This window comes from Solimonas flava DSM 18980 (assembly GCF_000426685.1).
Taxonomy (GTDB): Bacteria; Pseudomonadota; Gammaproteobacteria; order Nevskiales; family Nevskiaceae; genus Solimonas; species Solimonas flava.
This window is the reverse complement of record NZ_AUFV01000010.1, coordinates 66,155-81,233: the sequence shown is the minus strand read 5'-3', so window position 1 is coordinate 81,233 and position 15,079 is coordinate 66,155. Positions and strand designations below refer to the sequence as shown.

Annotated in this window: 18 protein-coding genes; 12 read left to right on the top strand and 6 right to left on the bottom strand. The window is 69.3% G+C overall.

Features of this window, described 5'->3' with window-relative positions; all coding sequences use genetic code 11:
* The first annotated feature begins 167 nt into the window (after positions 1 to 167).
* The 7 genes from K343_RS0111980 (at position 168) to K343_RS0111950 (ending at position 7,983) form a co-directional block, all read left to right on the top strand.
* The gene (locus K343_RS0111980) at positions 168 to 890 is read left to right on the top strand and encodes a pseudouridine synthase (protein WP_028008290.1); all 723 of its coding nucleotides are present in this window, start codon (positions 168 to 170) and stop codon (positions 888 to 890) included.
* 138 nt (positions 891 to 1,028) lie between these two features.
* On the top strand, positions 1,029 to 3,293 hold the full coding sequence (locus tag K343_RS21875; protein WP_245585188.1) for a DEAD/DEAH box helicase: 2,265 nt from the start codon (positions 1,029 to 1,031) through the stop codon (positions 3,291 to 3,293).
* A 56-nt stretch (positions 3,294 to 3,349) separates the two neighbouring features.
* Entirely contained in the window at positions 3,350 to 4,528 is a 1,179-nt protein-coding gene (locus K343_RS0111970) for a BaiN/RdsA family NAD(P)/FAD-dependent oxidoreductase (protein ID WP_028008288.1), read from the top strand.
* A gap of 156 nt (positions 4,529 to 4,684) precedes the next feature.
* A complete protein-coding gene (locus K343_RS0111965; protein WP_028008287.1) occupies positions 4,685 to 5,734 on the top strand; it encodes an NAD(P)-dependent alcohol dehydrogenase in 1,050 nt (349 codons plus the stop codon).
* 8 nt (positions 5,735 to 5,742) lie between these two features.
* Positions 5,743 to 6,042 (top strand): PGPGW domain-containing protein, encoded by a 300-nt coding sequence (locus tag K343_RS21870; protein ID WP_043112644.1) that lies wholly within the window; start codon positions 5,743 to 5,745, stop codon positions 6,040 to 6,042.
* A 97-nt stretch (positions 6,043 to 6,139) separates the two neighbouring features.
* Positions 6,140 to 6,637, top strand: coding sequence for a pyridoxamine 5'-phosphate oxidase family protein (locus K343_RS0111955; RefSeq protein WP_028008286.1), 498 nt, complete (start codon positions 6,140 to 6,142; stop codon positions 6,635 to 6,637).
* The gene (locus tag K343_RS0111950; protein WP_028008285.1) at positions 6,634 to 7,983 is read left to right on the top strand and encodes a GAF domain-containing protein; all 1,350 of its coding nucleotides are present in this window, start codon (positions 6,634 to 6,636) and stop codon (positions 7,981 to 7,983) included. Before K343_RS0111955 ends, K343_RS0111950 begins: the two co-directional genes overlap by 4 nt.
* A gap of 31 nt (positions 7,984 to 8,014) precedes the next feature.
* Here K343_RS0111950 and K343_RS0111945 read toward each other — a convergent pair whose 3' ends face one another.
* Both K343_RS0111945 and msrA read right to left on the bottom strand, forming a co-directional pair.
* On the bottom strand, positions 8,015 to 8,719 hold the full coding sequence (locus tag K343_RS0111945; RefSeq protein WP_028008284.1) for a hemerythrin domain-containing protein: 705 nt from the start codon (positions 8,717 to 8,719) through the stop codon (positions 8,015 to 8,017).
* Between the two features lie 162 nt (positions 8,720 to 8,881).
* Entirely contained in the window at positions 8,882 to 9,502 is a 621-nt protein-coding gene (msrA, locus tag K343_RS0111940) for a peptide-methionine (S)-S-oxide reductase MsrA (protein WP_051278288.1), read from the bottom strand.
* 98 nt (positions 9,503 to 9,600) lie between these two features.
* On the opposite strand from msrA, the gene K343_RS21865 reads away from it, so the two are divergent.
* Together K343_RS21865 and K343_RS0111930 are read left to right on the top strand one after the other, a co-directional pair.
* Positions 9,601 to 10,674 (top strand): GNAT family N-acetyltransferase, encoded by a 1,074-nt coding sequence (locus K343_RS21865; RefSeq protein WP_161628885.1) that lies wholly within the window; start codon positions 9,601 to 9,603, stop codon positions 10,672 to 10,674.
* A gap of 28 nt (positions 10,675 to 10,702) precedes the next feature.
* A complete protein-coding gene (locus K343_RS0111930) occupies positions 10,703 to 11,230 on the top strand; it encodes a DUF3016 domain-containing protein (RefSeq protein ID WP_028008282.1) in 528 nt (175 codons plus the stop codon).
* Between the two features lie 8 nt (positions 11,231 to 11,238).
* On the opposite strand, the gene K343_RS0111925 is transcribed toward K343_RS0111930, so the two are convergent.
* Positions 11,239 to 11,460 carry a SlyX family protein gene (locus K343_RS0111925; RefSeq protein ID WP_211226243.1) on the bottom strand — a complete coding sequence of 74 codons (222 nt, stop codon included), beginning with the start codon at positions 11,458 to 11,460 and terminating at the stop codon, positions 11,239 to 11,241.
* A gap of 115 nt (positions 11,461 to 11,575) precedes the next feature.
* Here K343_RS0111925 and K343_RS0111920 point away from each other — a divergent pair, with 115 nt between their 5' ends.
* On the top strand, positions 11,576 to 12,133 hold the full coding sequence (locus K343_RS0111920; RefSeq protein ID WP_028008280.1) for an NADPH-dependent FMN reductase: 558 nt from the start codon (positions 11,576 to 11,578) through the stop codon (positions 12,131 to 12,133).
* 38 nt (positions 12,134 to 12,171) lie between these two features.
* The gene (locus tag K343_RS0111915) at positions 12,172 to 12,990 is read left to right on the top strand and encodes a dienelactone hydrolase family protein (RefSeq protein ID WP_051278284.1); all 819 of its coding nucleotides are present in this window, start codon (positions 12,172 to 12,174) and stop codon (positions 12,988 to 12,990) included.
* A gap of 85 nt (positions 12,991 to 13,075) precedes the next feature.
* On the opposite strand, the gene K343_RS0111910 is transcribed toward K343_RS0111915, so the two are convergent.
* Entirely contained in the window at positions 13,076 to 13,888 is an 813-nt protein-coding gene (locus tag K343_RS0111910) for an OmpW/AlkL family protein (protein WP_028008278.1), read from the bottom strand.
* A gap of 240 nt (positions 13,889 to 14,128) precedes the next feature.
* Here K343_RS0111910 and K343_RS0111905 point away from each other — a divergent pair, with 240 nt between their 5' ends.
* Positions 14,129 to 14,437 carry a hypothetical protein gene (locus tag K343_RS0111905; RefSeq protein ID WP_043112643.1) on the top strand — a complete coding sequence of 103 codons (309 nt, stop codon included), beginning with the start codon at positions 14,129 to 14,131 and terminating at the stop codon, positions 14,435 to 14,437.
* 159 nt (positions 14,438 to 14,596) lie between these two features.
* On the opposite strand, the gene rpmG is transcribed toward K343_RS0111905, so the two are convergent.
* Both rpmG and rpmB read right to left on the bottom strand, forming a co-directional pair.
* The gene (gene rpmG, locus K343_RS0111900) at positions 14,597 to 14,767 is read right to left on the bottom strand and encodes a 50S ribosomal protein L33 (RefSeq protein ID WP_020648996.1); all 171 of its coding nucleotides are present in this window, start codon (positions 14,765 to 14,767) and stop codon (positions 14,597 to 14,599) included.
* 19 nt (positions 14,768 to 14,786) lie between these two features.
* Positions 14,787 to 15,023: a 50S ribosomal protein L28 gene (rpmB, locus tag K343_RS0111895; protein ID WP_028008276.1), complete on the bottom strand. Its 237-nt coding sequence runs from the start codon at positions 15,021 to 15,023 to the stop codon at positions 14,787 to 14,789.
* Positions 15,024 to 15,079 lie beyond the last annotated feature (56 nt).

The following is a 15,079-nucleotide window of genomic DNA, read 5'->3' as shown; positions in this document are numbered from 1 at the left end:
GAAGCGCCCGCGCGCGCAGCAGCGCCGACGGCCGTGCCCTCCGGCGCGGCGGCGCCATGCGACGTTGCCGGATCTCCCGGCCGCTCGAATCGCATAGGCGCGCGATCGCTGGCGGGCCGCCGGCTTGGGCCTTAGCATGCGCGCCGGTTCTTCATGCGGCCGGCAGCGTGCGCCTCAACAAGTACATCAGCGAAACCGGACTGTGCTCGCGGCGCGAGGCCGACGCGCTGATCGCGGCCGGCCGCGTGACGATCAACGGCAAGCCGGTCGAACTCGGCCAGCAGGTCGGCGAGACCGACGAGGTGCGCGTCGACGGCAAGCCGGTACACGGCCGCGTGCGCGGCGCCGAGCACGCGACGCGCCGTGTCTACATCGCGCTGAACAAGCCGGTCGGCATCACCTGCACGACCGAGCGCCACGTCGCCGGCAACATCATCGATTTCATCGGCCACCCGCAGCGCATTTTCCCGATCGGCCGCCTCGACAAGGACTCCGACGGTCTGATCCTGCTGACCAGCAACGGCGACATCGTCAACGAGATCCTGCGCTCCGAAAACAACCACGAGAAGGAATACCTGGTCACCATCGACCGCCCGGTGACGCCGGAATTCGTCGCCGGCATGGCCGGCGGCGTGCATCTGCCGGAGCTGAACGCGACGACCAAGCGCTGCCGTGTCGAGAAAATCGCCGGCAACACCTTCCGCATCGTGCTCACGCAGGGACTGAACCGGCAGATCCGCCGCATGTGCGAAGCGTTCGGCTGCAAGGTCCGGCGCCTGCAGCGCGTGCGCATCGTCAACGTCCGCCTCGGCGCCCTCAAGCCCGGCCAGTGGCGCGATCTGAGCGAAGCCGAATTGCGCGGATTGTTGCCCGGGCGCACGATCTGGTGAGGCGCGGACGGGCTTTGCGGGCCGCGAGCGAGTAGAATCGCCGCCCTTTTGGCGGGCCTTTGCCGCCTACGCGGGATCGGCGCAACTTCGCGCCGCCGCAGTCAGCCGGCCGCAGCTCTGGCCACCGAGGTTATGCCGATGTCCGACGAAGCCGTCGCCCCGCTCACGTTCCGCGATCTGGCACTCGCCCCCGAAGTCGTTGCCGCGCTGGAGGCGGTCGGCTACGAAACGCCCTCGCCGATCCAGGCGCAGACGATCCCGCATCTGCTCGACGGCCACGACGTGCTCGGCATGGCGCAGACCGGCACCGGCAAGACCGCGGCGTTCGCGCTGCCGATCCTGTCGCGCCTCGACTGGGGCCAGCGCGCGCCGCAGGCCCTGGTGCTGGCGCCGACGCGCGAGCTGGCGATCCAGGTCGCCGAGGCCTTCCAGCGCTACGCGGCGAACCTGCCGGGCTTCCACGTACTGCCGATCTACGGCGGCCAGGCCTACGGCCCGCAGCTCGCGGCGCTGCGCCGCGGCGTGCACGTCGTCGTCGGCACGCCGGGCCGCGTGCTCGACCATCTGAAGCGCGGCACGCTGGACCTCTCGCAGGTCCGCTACCTCGTGCTCGACGAGGCCGACGAGATGCTGAAGATGGGCTTCGTCGAAGACATCGAGGCGATCCTGCAGGCGACGCCGGACTCGCGTCAGGTCGCACTGTTCTCGGCGACCATGCCGCCGCCGATCCGCCGCATCGCGCAGACCTATCTGAACGAGCCGGTCGAGGTGCGCATCGCCGCCAAGACCACGACCGCGACCAACGTGCGTCAGCGCTACTGGCTGGCGGTCGGCCTGCACAAGCTCGACGCGTTGACGCGCATCCTCGAAGCCGAGCCCTTCGACGGCATGATCATCTTCGTGCGCACCAAGGCCGAGACCGTCGAGCTTGCCGACAAGCTGGCGGCACGCGGCTTCAACGCCACGGCGCTGAACGGCGACATGGAGCAGAAAGCGCGCGAGCGGGTGATCGCCAAGCTCAAGAACGGTGAGATCGATATCGTCGTCGCCACCGACATCGCCGCGCGCGGCATCGACGTCGAGCGCGTCAGCCATGTCGTCAACTACGACATTCCGACCGATCCCGAATCCTACGTGCATCGCATCGGCCGCACCGGCCGCGCCGGCCGCTCGGGCGAGGCGATTCTGTTCGTCGCGCCGCGCGAACGCCACCTGCTGCGCCTGATCGAGCGCACCTCCAAGCAGCCGGTGACGCCGATGGATCTGCCGAGCGTCGAAGACGTCAATGCGCAGCGCCTCGCCAAGTTCAAGGAACGCATCGGCGAGGCGCTCGGCACCGGCGGCCTGGAGCCGTTCCGCAAGCTGGTCGCCGAATACGAACAGGAGCACGGCGTGCCGGCGCTCGACATCGCCGCCGCGCTCGGCTGCCTGCTGCAGGGCGACACGCCGCTGCTGCTGAACGCGCCGGCCGGCGACAAGCCGGCACCGCGTCGCGAGGCGGCCGCGCGCGCCGACGTGAATCCTTTCGCGCACGACACCCGCCGCCGCGATACGGCGCGACCGGCGCGCGAGGACTACGCGCCCGCCGCCTTCCGCCGTCCCGAAGCCGAGGCGGGCGAAGCGGCCGGGCACGACGAGCGCGCGGAGCGCTTCGAACGCGCGGAGCGCGAAACGCGCGAACGCCGCCCCGCCCGACCGCCGCGCGGCGCGCCGGAAGAAGGCATGGAAACCTTCCGCATCGCGGTCGGACACGCGCACAAGGTCAAGCCCGGCAACATCGTCGGCGCCATCGCCAACGAAGCCGGCCTCGACAGCCAGTACATCGGCCGCGTCGAGATCTTCGACGACTACAGCCTCGTCGATCTGCCGCAGGGCATGCCGAACAACATCTTCCGCGAGCTGCAGAAGGTCTGGGTCTGCGGCCGGCAGCTGCAGATCGCGCGCGCCGGCGAGACTCCGGTGGCGGCCGAGGGCGCGGCCGAAGCGTCGGGCAGCCACCCGTTTACCGGAAAGAAGCCGTCCAAGCCGCGCTTCGAGGCCGGCGCGAACCGTGACTTCGGCAAGAAGCCGTTCGAGCGCAAGCCTTTCCACGACGAGGCTCGGGAACCGCGGACGTTCGAGAAGCGCAGCGCCGACAAGCCGGACTTCGAGAAAAAAACATTCCCGAAGAAGAGCACCGACACGCTGAGCCTCGAAAGCAAACCGTTCGCGAAGAAGAGCTACGCCAAGCCCGGCTTCGAGAAGAAGAGCTTCGGCGCCCGCAGCGAGGGTCCGCGCCCGTTCAAGGCGCGGGCCGCCGACGGCGACTCGCGTCCGGCCGGGCCGCGCAAGGGCCCGGGCGGCTTCAAGAGCGGTTTCGCCGGCGGCAAAGGCAAACCCGGCGGCAAGGCGAAGCGCTACTAGGCGCCGGTCCTTCGTGAGCCGAGCCCGTCGCGCGCGCGCCGCGCCGCGCTGAAGCCATGCGCTACGACGTCATCGTCATCGGCGGCGGTGCCGCCGGCCTGATGTGCGCGGCGACCGCCGGCCAGCGCGGTCGCCGCGTGCTGGTGATCGAGCACGCCAACCGCGTCGGCAAGAAGATCCTGATGTCCGGCGGCGGGCGCTGCAATTTCACCAATCTCGAAGTCGGCGCCCGCAACTATCTGTCGGCCAATCCGCACTTCTGCAAGTCGGCGCTGGCCCGCTACACGCCGGCGCATTTCATCGGCCTGGTCGAGCGGCACGGCATCGCCTGGCATGAGAAGGAACTCGGCCAGCTGTTCTGCGACGAGTCCTCGAAGCAGATCGTGCGCCTGCTGCTCGACGAATGCGCGGCGGCGGCGGTGCAGATCGCGGTCAACTGCAGCGTCGAACAGGTCGAGCGCGGCGCGGACGGCTTCCGCCTGCGCACCAGTGCGCTCGGCGAGCTGAGCTGCGGCTCGCTGGTGGTCGCCAGCGGCGGCCTGTCGATCCCGAGCCTGGGCGCCAGCGGCTACGGCTACCAGCTCGCGCGCCAGTTCGGGCACACGGTATTGCCGACACGCGCGGGCCTGGTGCCGCTGACGCTGTCGGGCGCGCCGCTCGACGATTTCGCGCCGCTGGCCGGCATCGCCCTGCCGGTCGAGACGCGCGCCAACGGACAGGCCTTTCGCGCCGGCCTGCTGTTCACGCATCGCGGCCTGTCCGGGCCAGCGATCCTGCAGATCTCCTCGTACTGGCAGCCGAAGGACGAACTGCGCGTCGACTGGCTGCCGAACCTCGACGCGCTCGACTACCTGAGCGAGCAGCAGCACACGCATCCGAACGCCGAACTGCGCACCGCGCTGGCCGGCGTGCTGCCGTCGCGCTTCGCGCAGCGGCTTTGCGAGCGCTGGCTGCCGAGCCGGCCGCTGAAGCAGTTCAGGGCGCAGGAGCTGAAGGAACTGGCCGCCCGGCTGCACGACTGGCCGATCGTCGCCAGCGGCACCGAGGGCTACCGCACCGCCGAGGTCACGCTCGGCGGTGTCGACACGCACGAGCTGTCGTCGGCGACGATGGAATCGCGCAAAGTGCCGGGCCTGCACTTCGTCGGCGAAGTCGTCGACGTCACTGGCTGGCTCGGCGGCTACAACTTCCAGTGGGCCTGGGCCTCCGGTCACGCGGCCGGCGAGGTCGTATAGCGCCCGGCGCCCGCCGGGAACGCCACGCAACCTTGCGTTCTCATCTCCGGCCTGCCCAAACCGCGGCCCGGCCTTGCCTGATCCGCCGCGATTTTCCCGGCGTTCATCATCGTGCGGCATGATGCGGGCTCCCGACTTCCGTCCAGGAGCCTTCCCATGACCGCCGCCCTCGGCTACGCCGCCCCCGCCGCCAAGACCCCGCTCGGGCCGTTCCGCTTCGAGCGCCGCGCGCCCGGTCCGCACGACGTGCGCATCGAGATCGCCTACTGCGGGGTCTGCCACTCCGATCTGCATCAGGTGCGCGACGAATGGGGCCACGGCCTCTTCCCGATGGTGCCGGGCCACGAGATCGTCGGCCGCGTCGTCGAGGTCGGCGCGCACGTGCAGGGCTTCAAGGTCGGCGACCTCGCCGGCGTCGGCTGCATGGTCGACGCGTGCCGCACCTGCCCGGCCTGCACCGAGGGGCTGGAACAGTACTGCGAGAACGGTTTCACCGGCACCTACAACGCGCTGGAGCGCGACGGCAAGACGCCGACCTACGGCGGCTATTCGAACCACATCGTCGTCGACGAGTCCTTTACGCTGCACATCTCGCCGAAGCTCGATCTCGCCGCCACCGCGCCGCTGCTGTGCGCCGGCATCACCACGTACTCGCCGCTGCGCCACTGGAAGGTCGGGCCCGGCCAGAAAGTCGGCGTCGTCGGCCTTGGCGGCCTCGGTCACATGGCGGTGAAGTTCGCGCACGCGTTCGGCGCCCACGTCGTGCTGTTCACGACCTCACCCGGCAAGGCCGAGGACGCCAGGCGCCTCGGCGCCCGCGAAGTGGTGGTGTCGAAGGACAAGGCGCAGATGAAAGCGCACGTGAAGAGCTTCGACTTCATCCTCGACACCGTGTCGGCGCCGCACGACATCAACGCCTACCTCGCGCTGCTCAAGCGCGACGGCGAGATGGCGCTGGTCGGCGTGCCGGACACACCGCCGACGCTGCAGTTCCAGCACCTGATCTTCTCGCGCCGCAAGCTCGGCGGCTCGCTGATCGGCGGCATTCGCGAAACGCAGGAAATGCTGGACTTCTGCGCCGAGCACGGCATCGTCTCCGACATCGAGCTGATCCCGATCGCCAAGATCAACGAGGCCTACGAACGCATGCTCAAGAGCGACGTGAAGTACCGCTTCGTCATCGACAACGCCACGCTCGGCGCCTGAAGGGCCCGGTGAGCGGCCGCCTTCGCGAGCACTGGACGTTTCTCAGGGAAGCGCCGCCGGGCGAGCGCTTTGCCCGCTACCACGCCCTCCGCCAGCAGCAGCACCGCTACCGCTGGCAGCGGCCGCTGCTGCTGGCGGGCGGCGGCGGGCTGATCACCGTCGGGGTAATCCTGATGCCGGCGCCCGGGCCGGGCTCGCTGATCGCCGCCGCCGGCGCGGCGATCGTCGCCGGCGAGTCGCACGCCTTCGCCGGCTTCCTCGACCGCACCGAGCTGCGCCTGCGCGGCTGGTTCGGACGGCGACGCTAGGGGTCGAGAGGCCCGGCGCCTGCCATCCGGCATTTGTGAGGGATTTGTAAGGCCGCCGTGACGCCGGTGGAGCGCCGGCGCCGCTATGATCCGCGGCATGGGTAACCCTGTCACCACACTGACGGCCGAGCAGGCCGCGTTCATTGCGGGGCCGCGCTCGCTCTACGTCGCCAGTCGCGACCGCCAGATGCGGCCGACGCTGGCACGTGCGCTCGGGGTGCGCATCGCCGACGACCGCCGCGGGCTGCTGCTGATCGTGCATCCCGAACAGGCGGCGCAGCTCCTGCGCGACCTGGACATCGATCCGGACCTGGCGGTCGTCATCAATGCCCCCGAGACCCACCGGACGCTGCAGCTGAAGGGCCATGCGGTGCGCGTCGCGCTGCCGCCGGCCGAAACGGCGGCGCTCGCCGAACGGCATTTCGAGACGTTCGCGGCCATGATCGAGCCGATGGGCTTCAGCCGGCCGCTGGTGCGGGTCATCATCGGCGGCACGCCGGCGGCGCTCGCCGCGATCGCGTTCGTCCCGCACACCGCTTTCGAGCAGACGCCGGGTCCGCAGGCCGGCCAGCGCATTCCCGATCACACGCCGTGAAGCCCGATCTCGACGCGGTCCGCGAATGCCTCGACAGCGCGATCCCCTGCGCGATCGCCACCGTCTCGGCCGACGGAGTGCCCAACGTCACGCTCGTCTCGCATGCCGAGTACGTCGACGCCGCACATCTGGCCCTCAGCTTCCAGTTCTTCAACAAGACCCGCGAGAACGTCCTGTGCCGGCGCGAGGCCGTGCTGTACGCGACCGACTCGCAGACCGGCGCCAGCTATCGCCTGACGCTGGACTACCTGCGCACCGAATCCGAGGGGCCGCTGTTCGAGCGCATGAAGGCGCGACTCGCCGGCATCGCCTCGCACAGCAGCATGGCGGCGGTGTTCCGCCTGCGTGGCGCCGACGTCTACCGCGTGCGCGAGATCGAGGCCGTCCCCGGTCTGGCGCCGCTGCCGCAGGCCCCTGGCCGCAAACCGCTCGCCGCGCTGCGCGCCGCGTCGACCGCGATCGCATCGTGCAACGGCGGCTTCGAGGCGCTGCTCGACGCCGCGCTCGATGCGCTCGAGCGCCACTTCGACATCCGCCACGCCCTGCTGCTGATGCTGGACGCCGGCCGCGGCCGGCTCTACGCGATCGCCAGCCGCGGCTATGCCGAGTCCGGCGTCGGCGCGGAGATCGCGCTCGGCGACGGCGTGATCGGCGTCGCCGCCGCGCACAACATCCCGATCCGCATCAACTACGCCACTTCCGACTACAGCTACGTGCGCGCCGCCGCGCAGGGCAGCGGCCTGCCGCCGGCGCCGACCGAAATCGCCTTTCCCGGCCTCGCCGACGCCGAGAGCCAGCTCGCGGTGCCGATCGTGCATGGCGGCGAAGTGCTCGGCGTGCTCTACGCCGAGAGCCCGCAGCAGCGCCGCTTCGGCTACGACGACGAGGACGCGCTGATGGCGCTCGCCGCCCAGCTCGGGCTGGCGCTCGAACAGGCGCAGCGGGCGGCCCAGCAGGACGAAGCCGAGGCGGTCGCCGACGAACGCGGCGTCGCTCCGGCACCGGCGCCGGCGTCCGCCGGCGCGCCGCTGACGGTGCGCCGCTACCGCGGCGACGACAGCGTGTTCCTCGATGACGACTACCTCATCAAGGGCGTCGCCGGCGCCATCATCTGGAAGCTGCTCGGCAGCTGGCAGCAGGACGGCCGCGCCGATTTCAGCAATCGTGAGCTGCGCCTCGATCCCTCGCTGCGCCTGCCGGAAATCGCCGACAACCTCGAAGCGCGCCTCGTGCTGCTCGCCCGGCGCCTGGCCGAGCGCAGCGACTGCCTGCGCATCGAGAAGACCGGCCGTGGCCGCTTCCGTCTGCACGTCGGCCGGCCGCTGCGCCTGACCGAAGTGGCCTGAGAAAATCCCGCCGGGACGCGCGGACGCCGCCTCAGGCCGCGTCGACCTCGACGTCGAGCTGCAGCGCCGCGTCGAGCTTGTTCCAGTCGGCGGCCGACAGCAGGCCGCGCGCCATCGCCAGCGTGCCTTCGAACACCGGCGCCGGCGCATGCTCGCGCATGCCGGCGAACAGCGCGACGCGCTCGTGATGCGTCAGCGCCGGAATCATCCAGCGCATCGACTGCTGATTCTCGACCGGCGTCAGCGAGCGGACCAGGGCCTGTTCGATGCCGGCGATCTCGGCGTCGCTGCGGGTCGCCCACAGCACCGCGTTGTGGCGCGTCTCCTCATCGTGCATGTGCAGGAAGTTCTCGCCGACGAAGGCGGCGAGCATGCGGTACAGCGCGTCGCCGGCGGCCAGGCGCGCGTCGCCGTTCAGCATTTCGACGGCGGCGGCCTGCGTGCGCAGACGCTTGATCGCCGCCTCGTGCTCGACGTGTTCGTGCGCGACCGCCATCGACGTCGTCGGCGCGCGCGCTTCCATCGCCGGATGCAGGAACTGGTTCTCGTGCGTGAGGTGCGCGAAGCAGAAGTCGGCGAGATCGCGGACCTGGGCCAGCGTCTGCGCGCATTCATCGCGATCGTGCCAGTCGCAGCGCCCGACCGCCGTCAGCGTCTCGCTCATCATCGCGCGGATGGCCTTGTGGATGCGCGCGTAGATGTCGTAGCGCGCCGCGGTCTGTTCACTGTGCTGCATGGTCTGTTCCCTCGTGGATGGTGGCGGAGGCCTTGCTCCGGATGGCCGCCACTGTAGGCAGGCGAGGGCGCCGGCGTTCTTATTTCTTGATTAAGAAAACCATAAAGAATCCTTAAGCCGGCCGCGCACTGTGACGCAGCCGGCGGTTCGCCCGCACCGCTGCTAGACCTTGAGGTCTTCGCCGAAGTAGGCGCGCAGCTTGTCGACCTTCGGCAGCGCGATCGCGGCGATGTAGGGCTGGTCCGGGTGCAGCGCCGCGTAGTTCTGGTGGTAGGCCTCGGCCTCGAAGAAGGCCTGCAGCGGCTCGAGCCGGGTCACGATCTTCGCCTTGTAGACGCCGGCGGCGTCGAGCTGGGCGATGTAAGCCTCGGCGACCTGCCGCTGCTGCGCGTCGGCGTAGAAGATCGCCGAACGGTATTGCGTGCCGACATCATTGCCCTGGCGGTTCAGCTGCGTCGGATCGTGGGCGACCGTGAAGAAAATCTTCAGCAGCTTGCCGAAGCTGGTCCGCGCCGGATCGTAGGCGATCTGCACGACCTCGGCGTGGCCGGTGTCGCCTGTGCAGACGGCCTTGTAGTCGGCCGTCTGCGCGCTGCCGCCGGCGTAGCCGGAGGTCACCGCCAGCACGCCGTCGAGCTCGCGATAGACCGCCTCGACGCACCAGAAGCAGCCGCCGGCCAGTACCGCGAGCTTCGGCGCGCCGCTTTCCGGCGGATCGTAGGCCGCGGCCGGAACGTCCTTGGGACTGATCTTGAGACTGCCGCCGAAAAAACTGCCGATCATCGTCTGCTCCGAATGCGGGGACCGGCCACACGATAACGCCTGCGCCGGCCGGGTTCGTGAAGATGGGGGCGGATATTTGCGCCACAATGATCGCAGCCGTGCCATCCCGCCTGCCGCCCGCCACGCTGTTCACCGATCCGGCCTACATCGCCGCGCTCGAGGACAGCGGCTGCGTGACGCCGGAGACCGGCTGGACGCCGCGCCACATCGAGACCGTCGCCGGCCGCGTCTGGTGCTACGAGAAAAGTCATTCCTGGGGCGAATTCGTCTTCGATTTCGAGATCGCGCGCGTCTACCGCCAGATGGGACTGCGCTATTACCCGAAGCAGGTCGCCTGCGTGCCGTTCACGCCGGTGCCCGGCCCGCGTCTGCTCGCCGCGGACGACGCCGGCCGGCGCGCGCTCGGCGCAACGCTGCGCGAACAGGCCGGCCGCGCCGGCTCGGGCGCGCACGTGCTGTTCCTGCCGCGCGAGGAGCTGGCGCTGCTGGCCGCCGACGGCTGGATCGGCCGCGCCCAGCCACGCTACGTCTGGCATGCCGACGGTGCCGCCGATTTCGACGCCTTTCTCGCCCGCCTGCCGGGCAAGAAGCGCAAGAACATCCGCGCCGAACGCCGCAAGCTGACGGAGCTGACGATCGAGTGGCGCACCGGTGCCGAGCTGTCGGACACGGAATGGCCGCAGGTCTACGCGCTGTACGCCGGCACCTATGCGCAGCGCGGCCAGGAGCCGTACCTCAATCTCGACTGCCTGCGCCGCTGGGCGGACGCGTTCGGCGCACGCATGTCGTTCTGCCTCGCCCGCCACGGCACACGCCTGCTGGCGATGGCCTTCTTCTTCGAGGATGGCGACACGCTCTACGGCCGCCACTGGGGCGCGGCAATGCCGGTCGACGCCCTGCACTTCGAGCTTTGCTACTACCAGGGCATCGAGCGCTGCCTCGCGCGCGGACTGCCGCACTTCGACGCCGGCGTGCAGGGCGAGCACAAGCTGGCGCGCGGCTTCGCCGCCGAACTCGCGTACTCGGCACACTGGTTCGCGCACGACGGCCTGCACGCGGCGATCGGGCGCGCCTTTGCCGACGAGCGGCAACGCCTCGAAAGCTGGGTCGCCGCGCAACAGGCGCCAGGCGCCGGGACGTCTGGCGACCGCCTGGCGTCCGGCGCACACTAGCCCCGTCCCCCCCGTCTGGAGTTCCGTCATGCGCGCTCCCGCCCTGTTGCTGATGCTGGTCGCCGGCACGGCCATCGCCGCCGATCCTGCCACCCCGCCCGCCGCTGCACCGCCAGCCGGCAACACCACGGTCAGCTTCAAGAAGCCGGACAAGTTCACCGACGCCGGCACCGAGGGCATCGGCTCGCGCACCAGTCCCCGGGTGCTGGATGCGCTGAAGGTGCATCTCGAGCAGCTCGGCGCGAAGAAGCTGCCGGCCGGCGAGACGCTGCAGATCACGATCACCGACATCGACCTCGCCGGCCGCTTCGATCCGCAGCCCGGCGGCAACGATCGCGTCCGCATCATGCGCGACGTCGACTGGCCTCGTATCGACCTGCATTACACGCTGCAGCAGGACGGCCGCACGCTGGCCGACGCCGACGCCAGCCTCAGCGACATGAACTATCTGGCGAGCAGCAGCCTGCGCCGCTCGACCGATCCTCTGCGCTATGAGAAGGACATGCTCGACGCCTGGTTCGCAAAGACCTTCACGCGCAGGAACCCGGCGCGCTGACGGCGGCGTCAGTAGTGCGGCGGAATCTCGTCCGCCGCCGAACCCTTGTCTATGTCCTGACCGAGGCGCGCGACACGGTCCAGCAGCTGGCGGCCCAGCGTCTCCAGCTCGGTGATGCGTCGCTGCTGGGCGACCACCACCGCATTGAGATCGTGCAGCAGCGCCTCCTGATAAGTCAGGCGGGTCTCGAGATCGATCAGCCGGTCGTCGTTCATCGGGGGCGTACTCATGGCGGCCGCGGCATTGTCGCATCGCTACGGCGCGCGTGCGCGCCGTAGCGCCGGCGGCTTCGCTACCATGCGCGCGGGGTCTGGGATCGGTCGCCATCCAAGAGGAATCGAATCCGTGTCACACGCACTGAAGGTCTTCGCCCTGTCGGGCAGTCTCCGCCGGGCCTCCTACAACACCGCCGCGCTGCGCGCCTGCCAGGCGCTGGCCCCGGCAGGCATGCAGATCGACATCGGCAGCATCGCCGATGTCCCGCTCTATGATGCCGACCGCCAGGCCGAGGGTTATCCCGAAGCGGTGCTGCGGCTCGCACGGCAGATCGCGGAAGCCGACGCGCTGCTGTTCGCGATGCCGGAGTACAACTACTCGGTGCCCGGCACGCTGAAGAACGCGATCGACTGGGTCTCGCGCTTGCAGCCGAATCCGTTCGCCGGCAAGCCGGCAGCGATCATCGGCGCCAGTTCCGGGATGCTCGGCACGGCACGTGCGCAATATCACCTGCGGCAGATCGGCGTGTATCTGGATCTGCGCTTTCTCAACAAGCCGGAAGTGATGATCGGCCACGCGCCGGAGCGCTTCGACGCGAGCGGCCAGCTCGTGCACGAACCGACCCGCGAGCTGCTCGGCAAGTTCCTGCTCGCACTGCGCGAGTGGGCGCTCTGGCATCGCCGCTGACGCGCGCATCCACACGAAGAAGCAACGGAGGAGTCCCGATGAAAACGAAGATGACCGCCCTGCTCGCCGTCGCCGGCGCCCTGACCCTGGCTGCGCTCAGCATGCCGGCGGCGGCACGCAGCGTGGAGAAGATCGTCGACTACAGGATCGGCGAGGCCGACTATCGCGGCTACGTCTATTACGACGACGCCGTGAAGCAGCCGCTGCCGCTCGTCGTGATGGTGCCGAACTGGCTCGGCACGAACGCCGACAATCGCGAGCAGGCGCGCGAAATCGCCGCGCGCGACTATGTCGTCTTCGTCGCCGACATGTACGGCCGCGACCGCCAGCCGGCCGACGCCGCTGCCGCCGGTCAGGCGGTGCGTGCGCTGTACGGCGATCGCCCCGAGTTGCGCCGCCGCGCCAAGGCGGCGAAGGACGAGGCGGTGCGTTACGCCGGCGAGGCGCGGATCGCCGACACCAGCAAGGTCGCCGTCATCGGTTTCTGCTTCGGCGGCGGCACGGCGCTGGAACTGGCCCGCACCGGCGAACCGCTGGCGGCGACGGTATCGTTCCACGGCAATCTCGCGATCGCGCCGCCGGAGCGGAACCTAAAGTTCCGCACCCGCATCCTGGCGCTGCACGGCGACGCCGATCCGTACGTGCCGGCCGATCAGATCGACCCGTTCCTCGTCGAAATGCGCAGCAGCGGCGTCGACTGGGAACTGGTGCGCTTCGGCGGGGCCGTGCACTCGTTCACCGACAAGAAGGCCAATCAGCCGGGCCAGTCGATGTACGACGCCAAGGCCGCGCGCCGCGCGTTCGCGCTGATGCACGACTTCCTGGCCGAAGCCTTCGCGGCGGGCGTCCCGGGCTGACGGCAACGGCGGCGGCAAGCGCCGCGCCCGCATCGACGAAGGCCGGTCACGCGACCGGCCTTTGCTCGACGCCGGGCAGCCGCGCTTACCAGACGTACGTCAGCATCAGCGCCGTCACCAGCGGATCGATGTCGATCTGCGTGGTGCTGTGCGACAGGCGCGTGCCGTCGCCGGCGTAGATGTCGATCGTCGATTCGGTCTTCAGCGCCACGTATGAAACCGAGGCGGACAGCCCCCATTGCCGGCTGAGCGCGTACGACAGACCGGCATTGACGATCGGCGCCCAGGCCGGCGACGAATCCGCCTCCACATAGGTGTCGCCGGGCGGCTTGCCGTTGGCCACGGCCAGCGCGCGACCGAAGGTGTTGTTCAGATCGTCGTAGAAGCCCTGGCCGAGCTCGACGTCGGTGAACCACGTGTACGTCACGCCCAGGCCAAGAGAGGGCCGCCAGCGCGCCTCGGCGCGACCGAAGTGGTACAGCAGCAGCAGCACCGGACTCCATTGCCGCGACGAGGCGATCGGATTGTGCGCGCCCAGATCGACGCTGAGCGCGTCGATGTTCCGGTTCGGCTGCACCACACCCTTGCCTTGCAGATCGAAGGTCGGCGGAATGCCGCCTTCGATCTTCACGGCCCAATGATCGGTGACGAAATAGGTGCTCGCCAGCAGAAGGGTATCGGCATCGTTGACGGACGCCGCGGTGCCGGGTGAATCGAAGCTGTCGGGAATGCCGATCAGCGCCCCGAGTCCCGGCTTGACGTCGGTATGCAGCGGCTGGCTGCTGTCGAGCGTCTGTGCATGAATCCAGCCGGCCTGCAGGACGATCGAACCGGCCTGCTGTGCCAGCGCCGGCAGGGAAATCGAGCACAGCGCGAGCAGCGCCAGAGTACCTCTCATGTCTGGAAATTCCGTCGTGGGCCGGCGCTGCATGGCGCGGCGTGCTGGGAGGAATCCGCGCGACTCTACGCCGCCGCGAGGACGAAGTAACTGGTGCCTGCGCCACCCCGCCCGTGCGCGCCGATCAAACCCGCCAGCGTCGCGTCCGCCGGAGCGCGCGCAGTTCCGCGCGGCATTCAGAAGCGGTTCATCGCCTGCCCGTAGATTGCAAGGCGTCCGAGGAGGACAGGAGCATCGACCATGAACATCAAGACGAAAATGACCGCCCTCGCAGCAGCCGGCCTGCTGACCGCTGCCATGGCGCCGCTGCCGGCACTGGCCCACACGGACGTATCCCTCAGCATCGGCCTCGGCCTGCCGCCGCCGGTCTACGTCGCGCCGGCCCCGGTCTACTACGCCCCGCCGCCGCCGCGCTACTACGCGCCGGCCCCGGTCGTGTACTACCCGGCGCCGTATTACTACGAGCGGCGCGTCGTCTACGTCGACCGCGGCCCGCGCGGCTACGGTCCTCCGCCGCGCGGCTGGGAACATCACGGCCGCCATCACTAGAGCGCACAGACATCATGCAAAAAAGCCGGGCGATGCCCGGCTTTTTGCTGCGCTCGTGCGGCTCCCGGCGTCCGGGTCCGCTCAAGAACCGCGGACCCAACGAACAACGCCGCCCGAGGGCGGCGTTGTCACCACAAACCAGCAAAAGCCGGGCGGCTCTTACTTGATCTTGGCTTCCTTGAACGCGACGTGCTTGCGCGCGACCGGATCGTACTTCTTGAACTCGAACTTGTCCGGCGTGTTCTTGCGGTTCTTCGTCGTCGTGTAGAAATAACCGGTGTCGGCCGTCGACACCAGCTTGATCTTCTCGACATCCTTCTTCTTGGCCATGATCTAGCTCCCGGTCTCTTTAGACCTTCTCGCCGCGCGCGCGCAGCTCGGCGACGACGGAGTCGACGCCCTTCTTGTCGATGATGCGCATGCCCTGCGCGGAAACGCGCAGCGACACGAAACGCTTTTCCGACTCGAGCCAGAAGCGGTGCGTGTGCAGATTCGGCTCGAACCGGCGACGGCGCTTGTTGTTGGCGTGCGAGACGGTATTACCGACCATCGGACGCTTGCCGGTGACCTGACAGACTTTCGACATGACACAAAACCCTTAGGGAAAGTGCGACGCGGCCCAAGGGCCACGAAAAGGGGCGC

Bases quoted from the DNA above. Each gene is read 5' to 3' on its own strand.
- K343_RS21875 (WP_245585188.1), top strand. From the start codon at position 1,029: ATGTCCGACGAAGCCGTCGCCCCGCTCACGTTCCGCGATCTGGCACTC.
- K343_RS0111970 (WP_028008288.1), top strand. From the start codon at position 3,350: ATGCGCTACGACGTCATCGTCATCGGCGGCGGTGCCGCCGGCCTGATG.
- K343_RS0111965 (WP_028008287.1), top strand. From the start codon at position 4,685: ATGACCGCCGCCCTCGGCTACGCCGCCCCCGCCGCCAAGACCCCGCTC.
- K343_RS0111955 (WP_028008286.1), top strand. From the start codon at position 6,140: ATGGGTAACCCTGTCACCACACTGACGGCCGAGCAGGCCGCGTTCATT.
- K343_RS0111945 (WP_028008284.1), bottom strand. From the start codon at position 8,719: ATGCAGCACAGTGAACAGACCGCGGCGCGCTACGACATCTACGCGCGC.
- msrA (WP_051278288.1), bottom strand. From the start codon at position 9,502: ATGATCGGCAGTTTTTTCGGCGGCAGTCTCAAGATCAGTCCCAAGGAC.
- K343_RS0111930 (WP_028008282.1), top strand. From the start codon at position 10,703: ATGCGCGCTCCCGCCCTGTTGCTGATGCTGGTCGCCGGCACGGCCATC.
- K343_RS0111925 (WP_211226243.1), bottom strand. From the start codon at position 11,460: ATGAGTACGCCCCCGATGAACGACGACCGGCTGATCGATCTCGAGACC.
- K343_RS0111915 (WP_051278284.1), top strand. From the start codon at position 12,172: ATGAAAACGAAGATGACCGCCCTGCTCGCCGTCGCCGGCGCCCTGACC.
- K343_RS0111910 (WP_028008278.1), bottom strand. From the start codon at position 13,888: ATGAGAGGTACTCTGGCGCTGCTCGCGCTGTGCTCGATTTCCCTGCCG.
- K343_RS0111905 (WP_043112643.1), top strand. From the start codon at position 14,129: ATGAACATCAAGACGAAAATGACCGCCCTCGCAGCAGCCGGCCTGCTG.
- rpmG (WP_020648996.1), bottom strand. From the start codon at position 14,767: ATGGCCAAGAAGAAGGATGTCGAGAAGATCAAGCTGGTGTCGACGGCC.
- rpmB (WP_028008276.1), bottom strand. From the start codon at position 15,023: ATGTCGAAAGTCTGTCAGGTCACCGGCAAGCGTCCGATGGTCGGTAAT.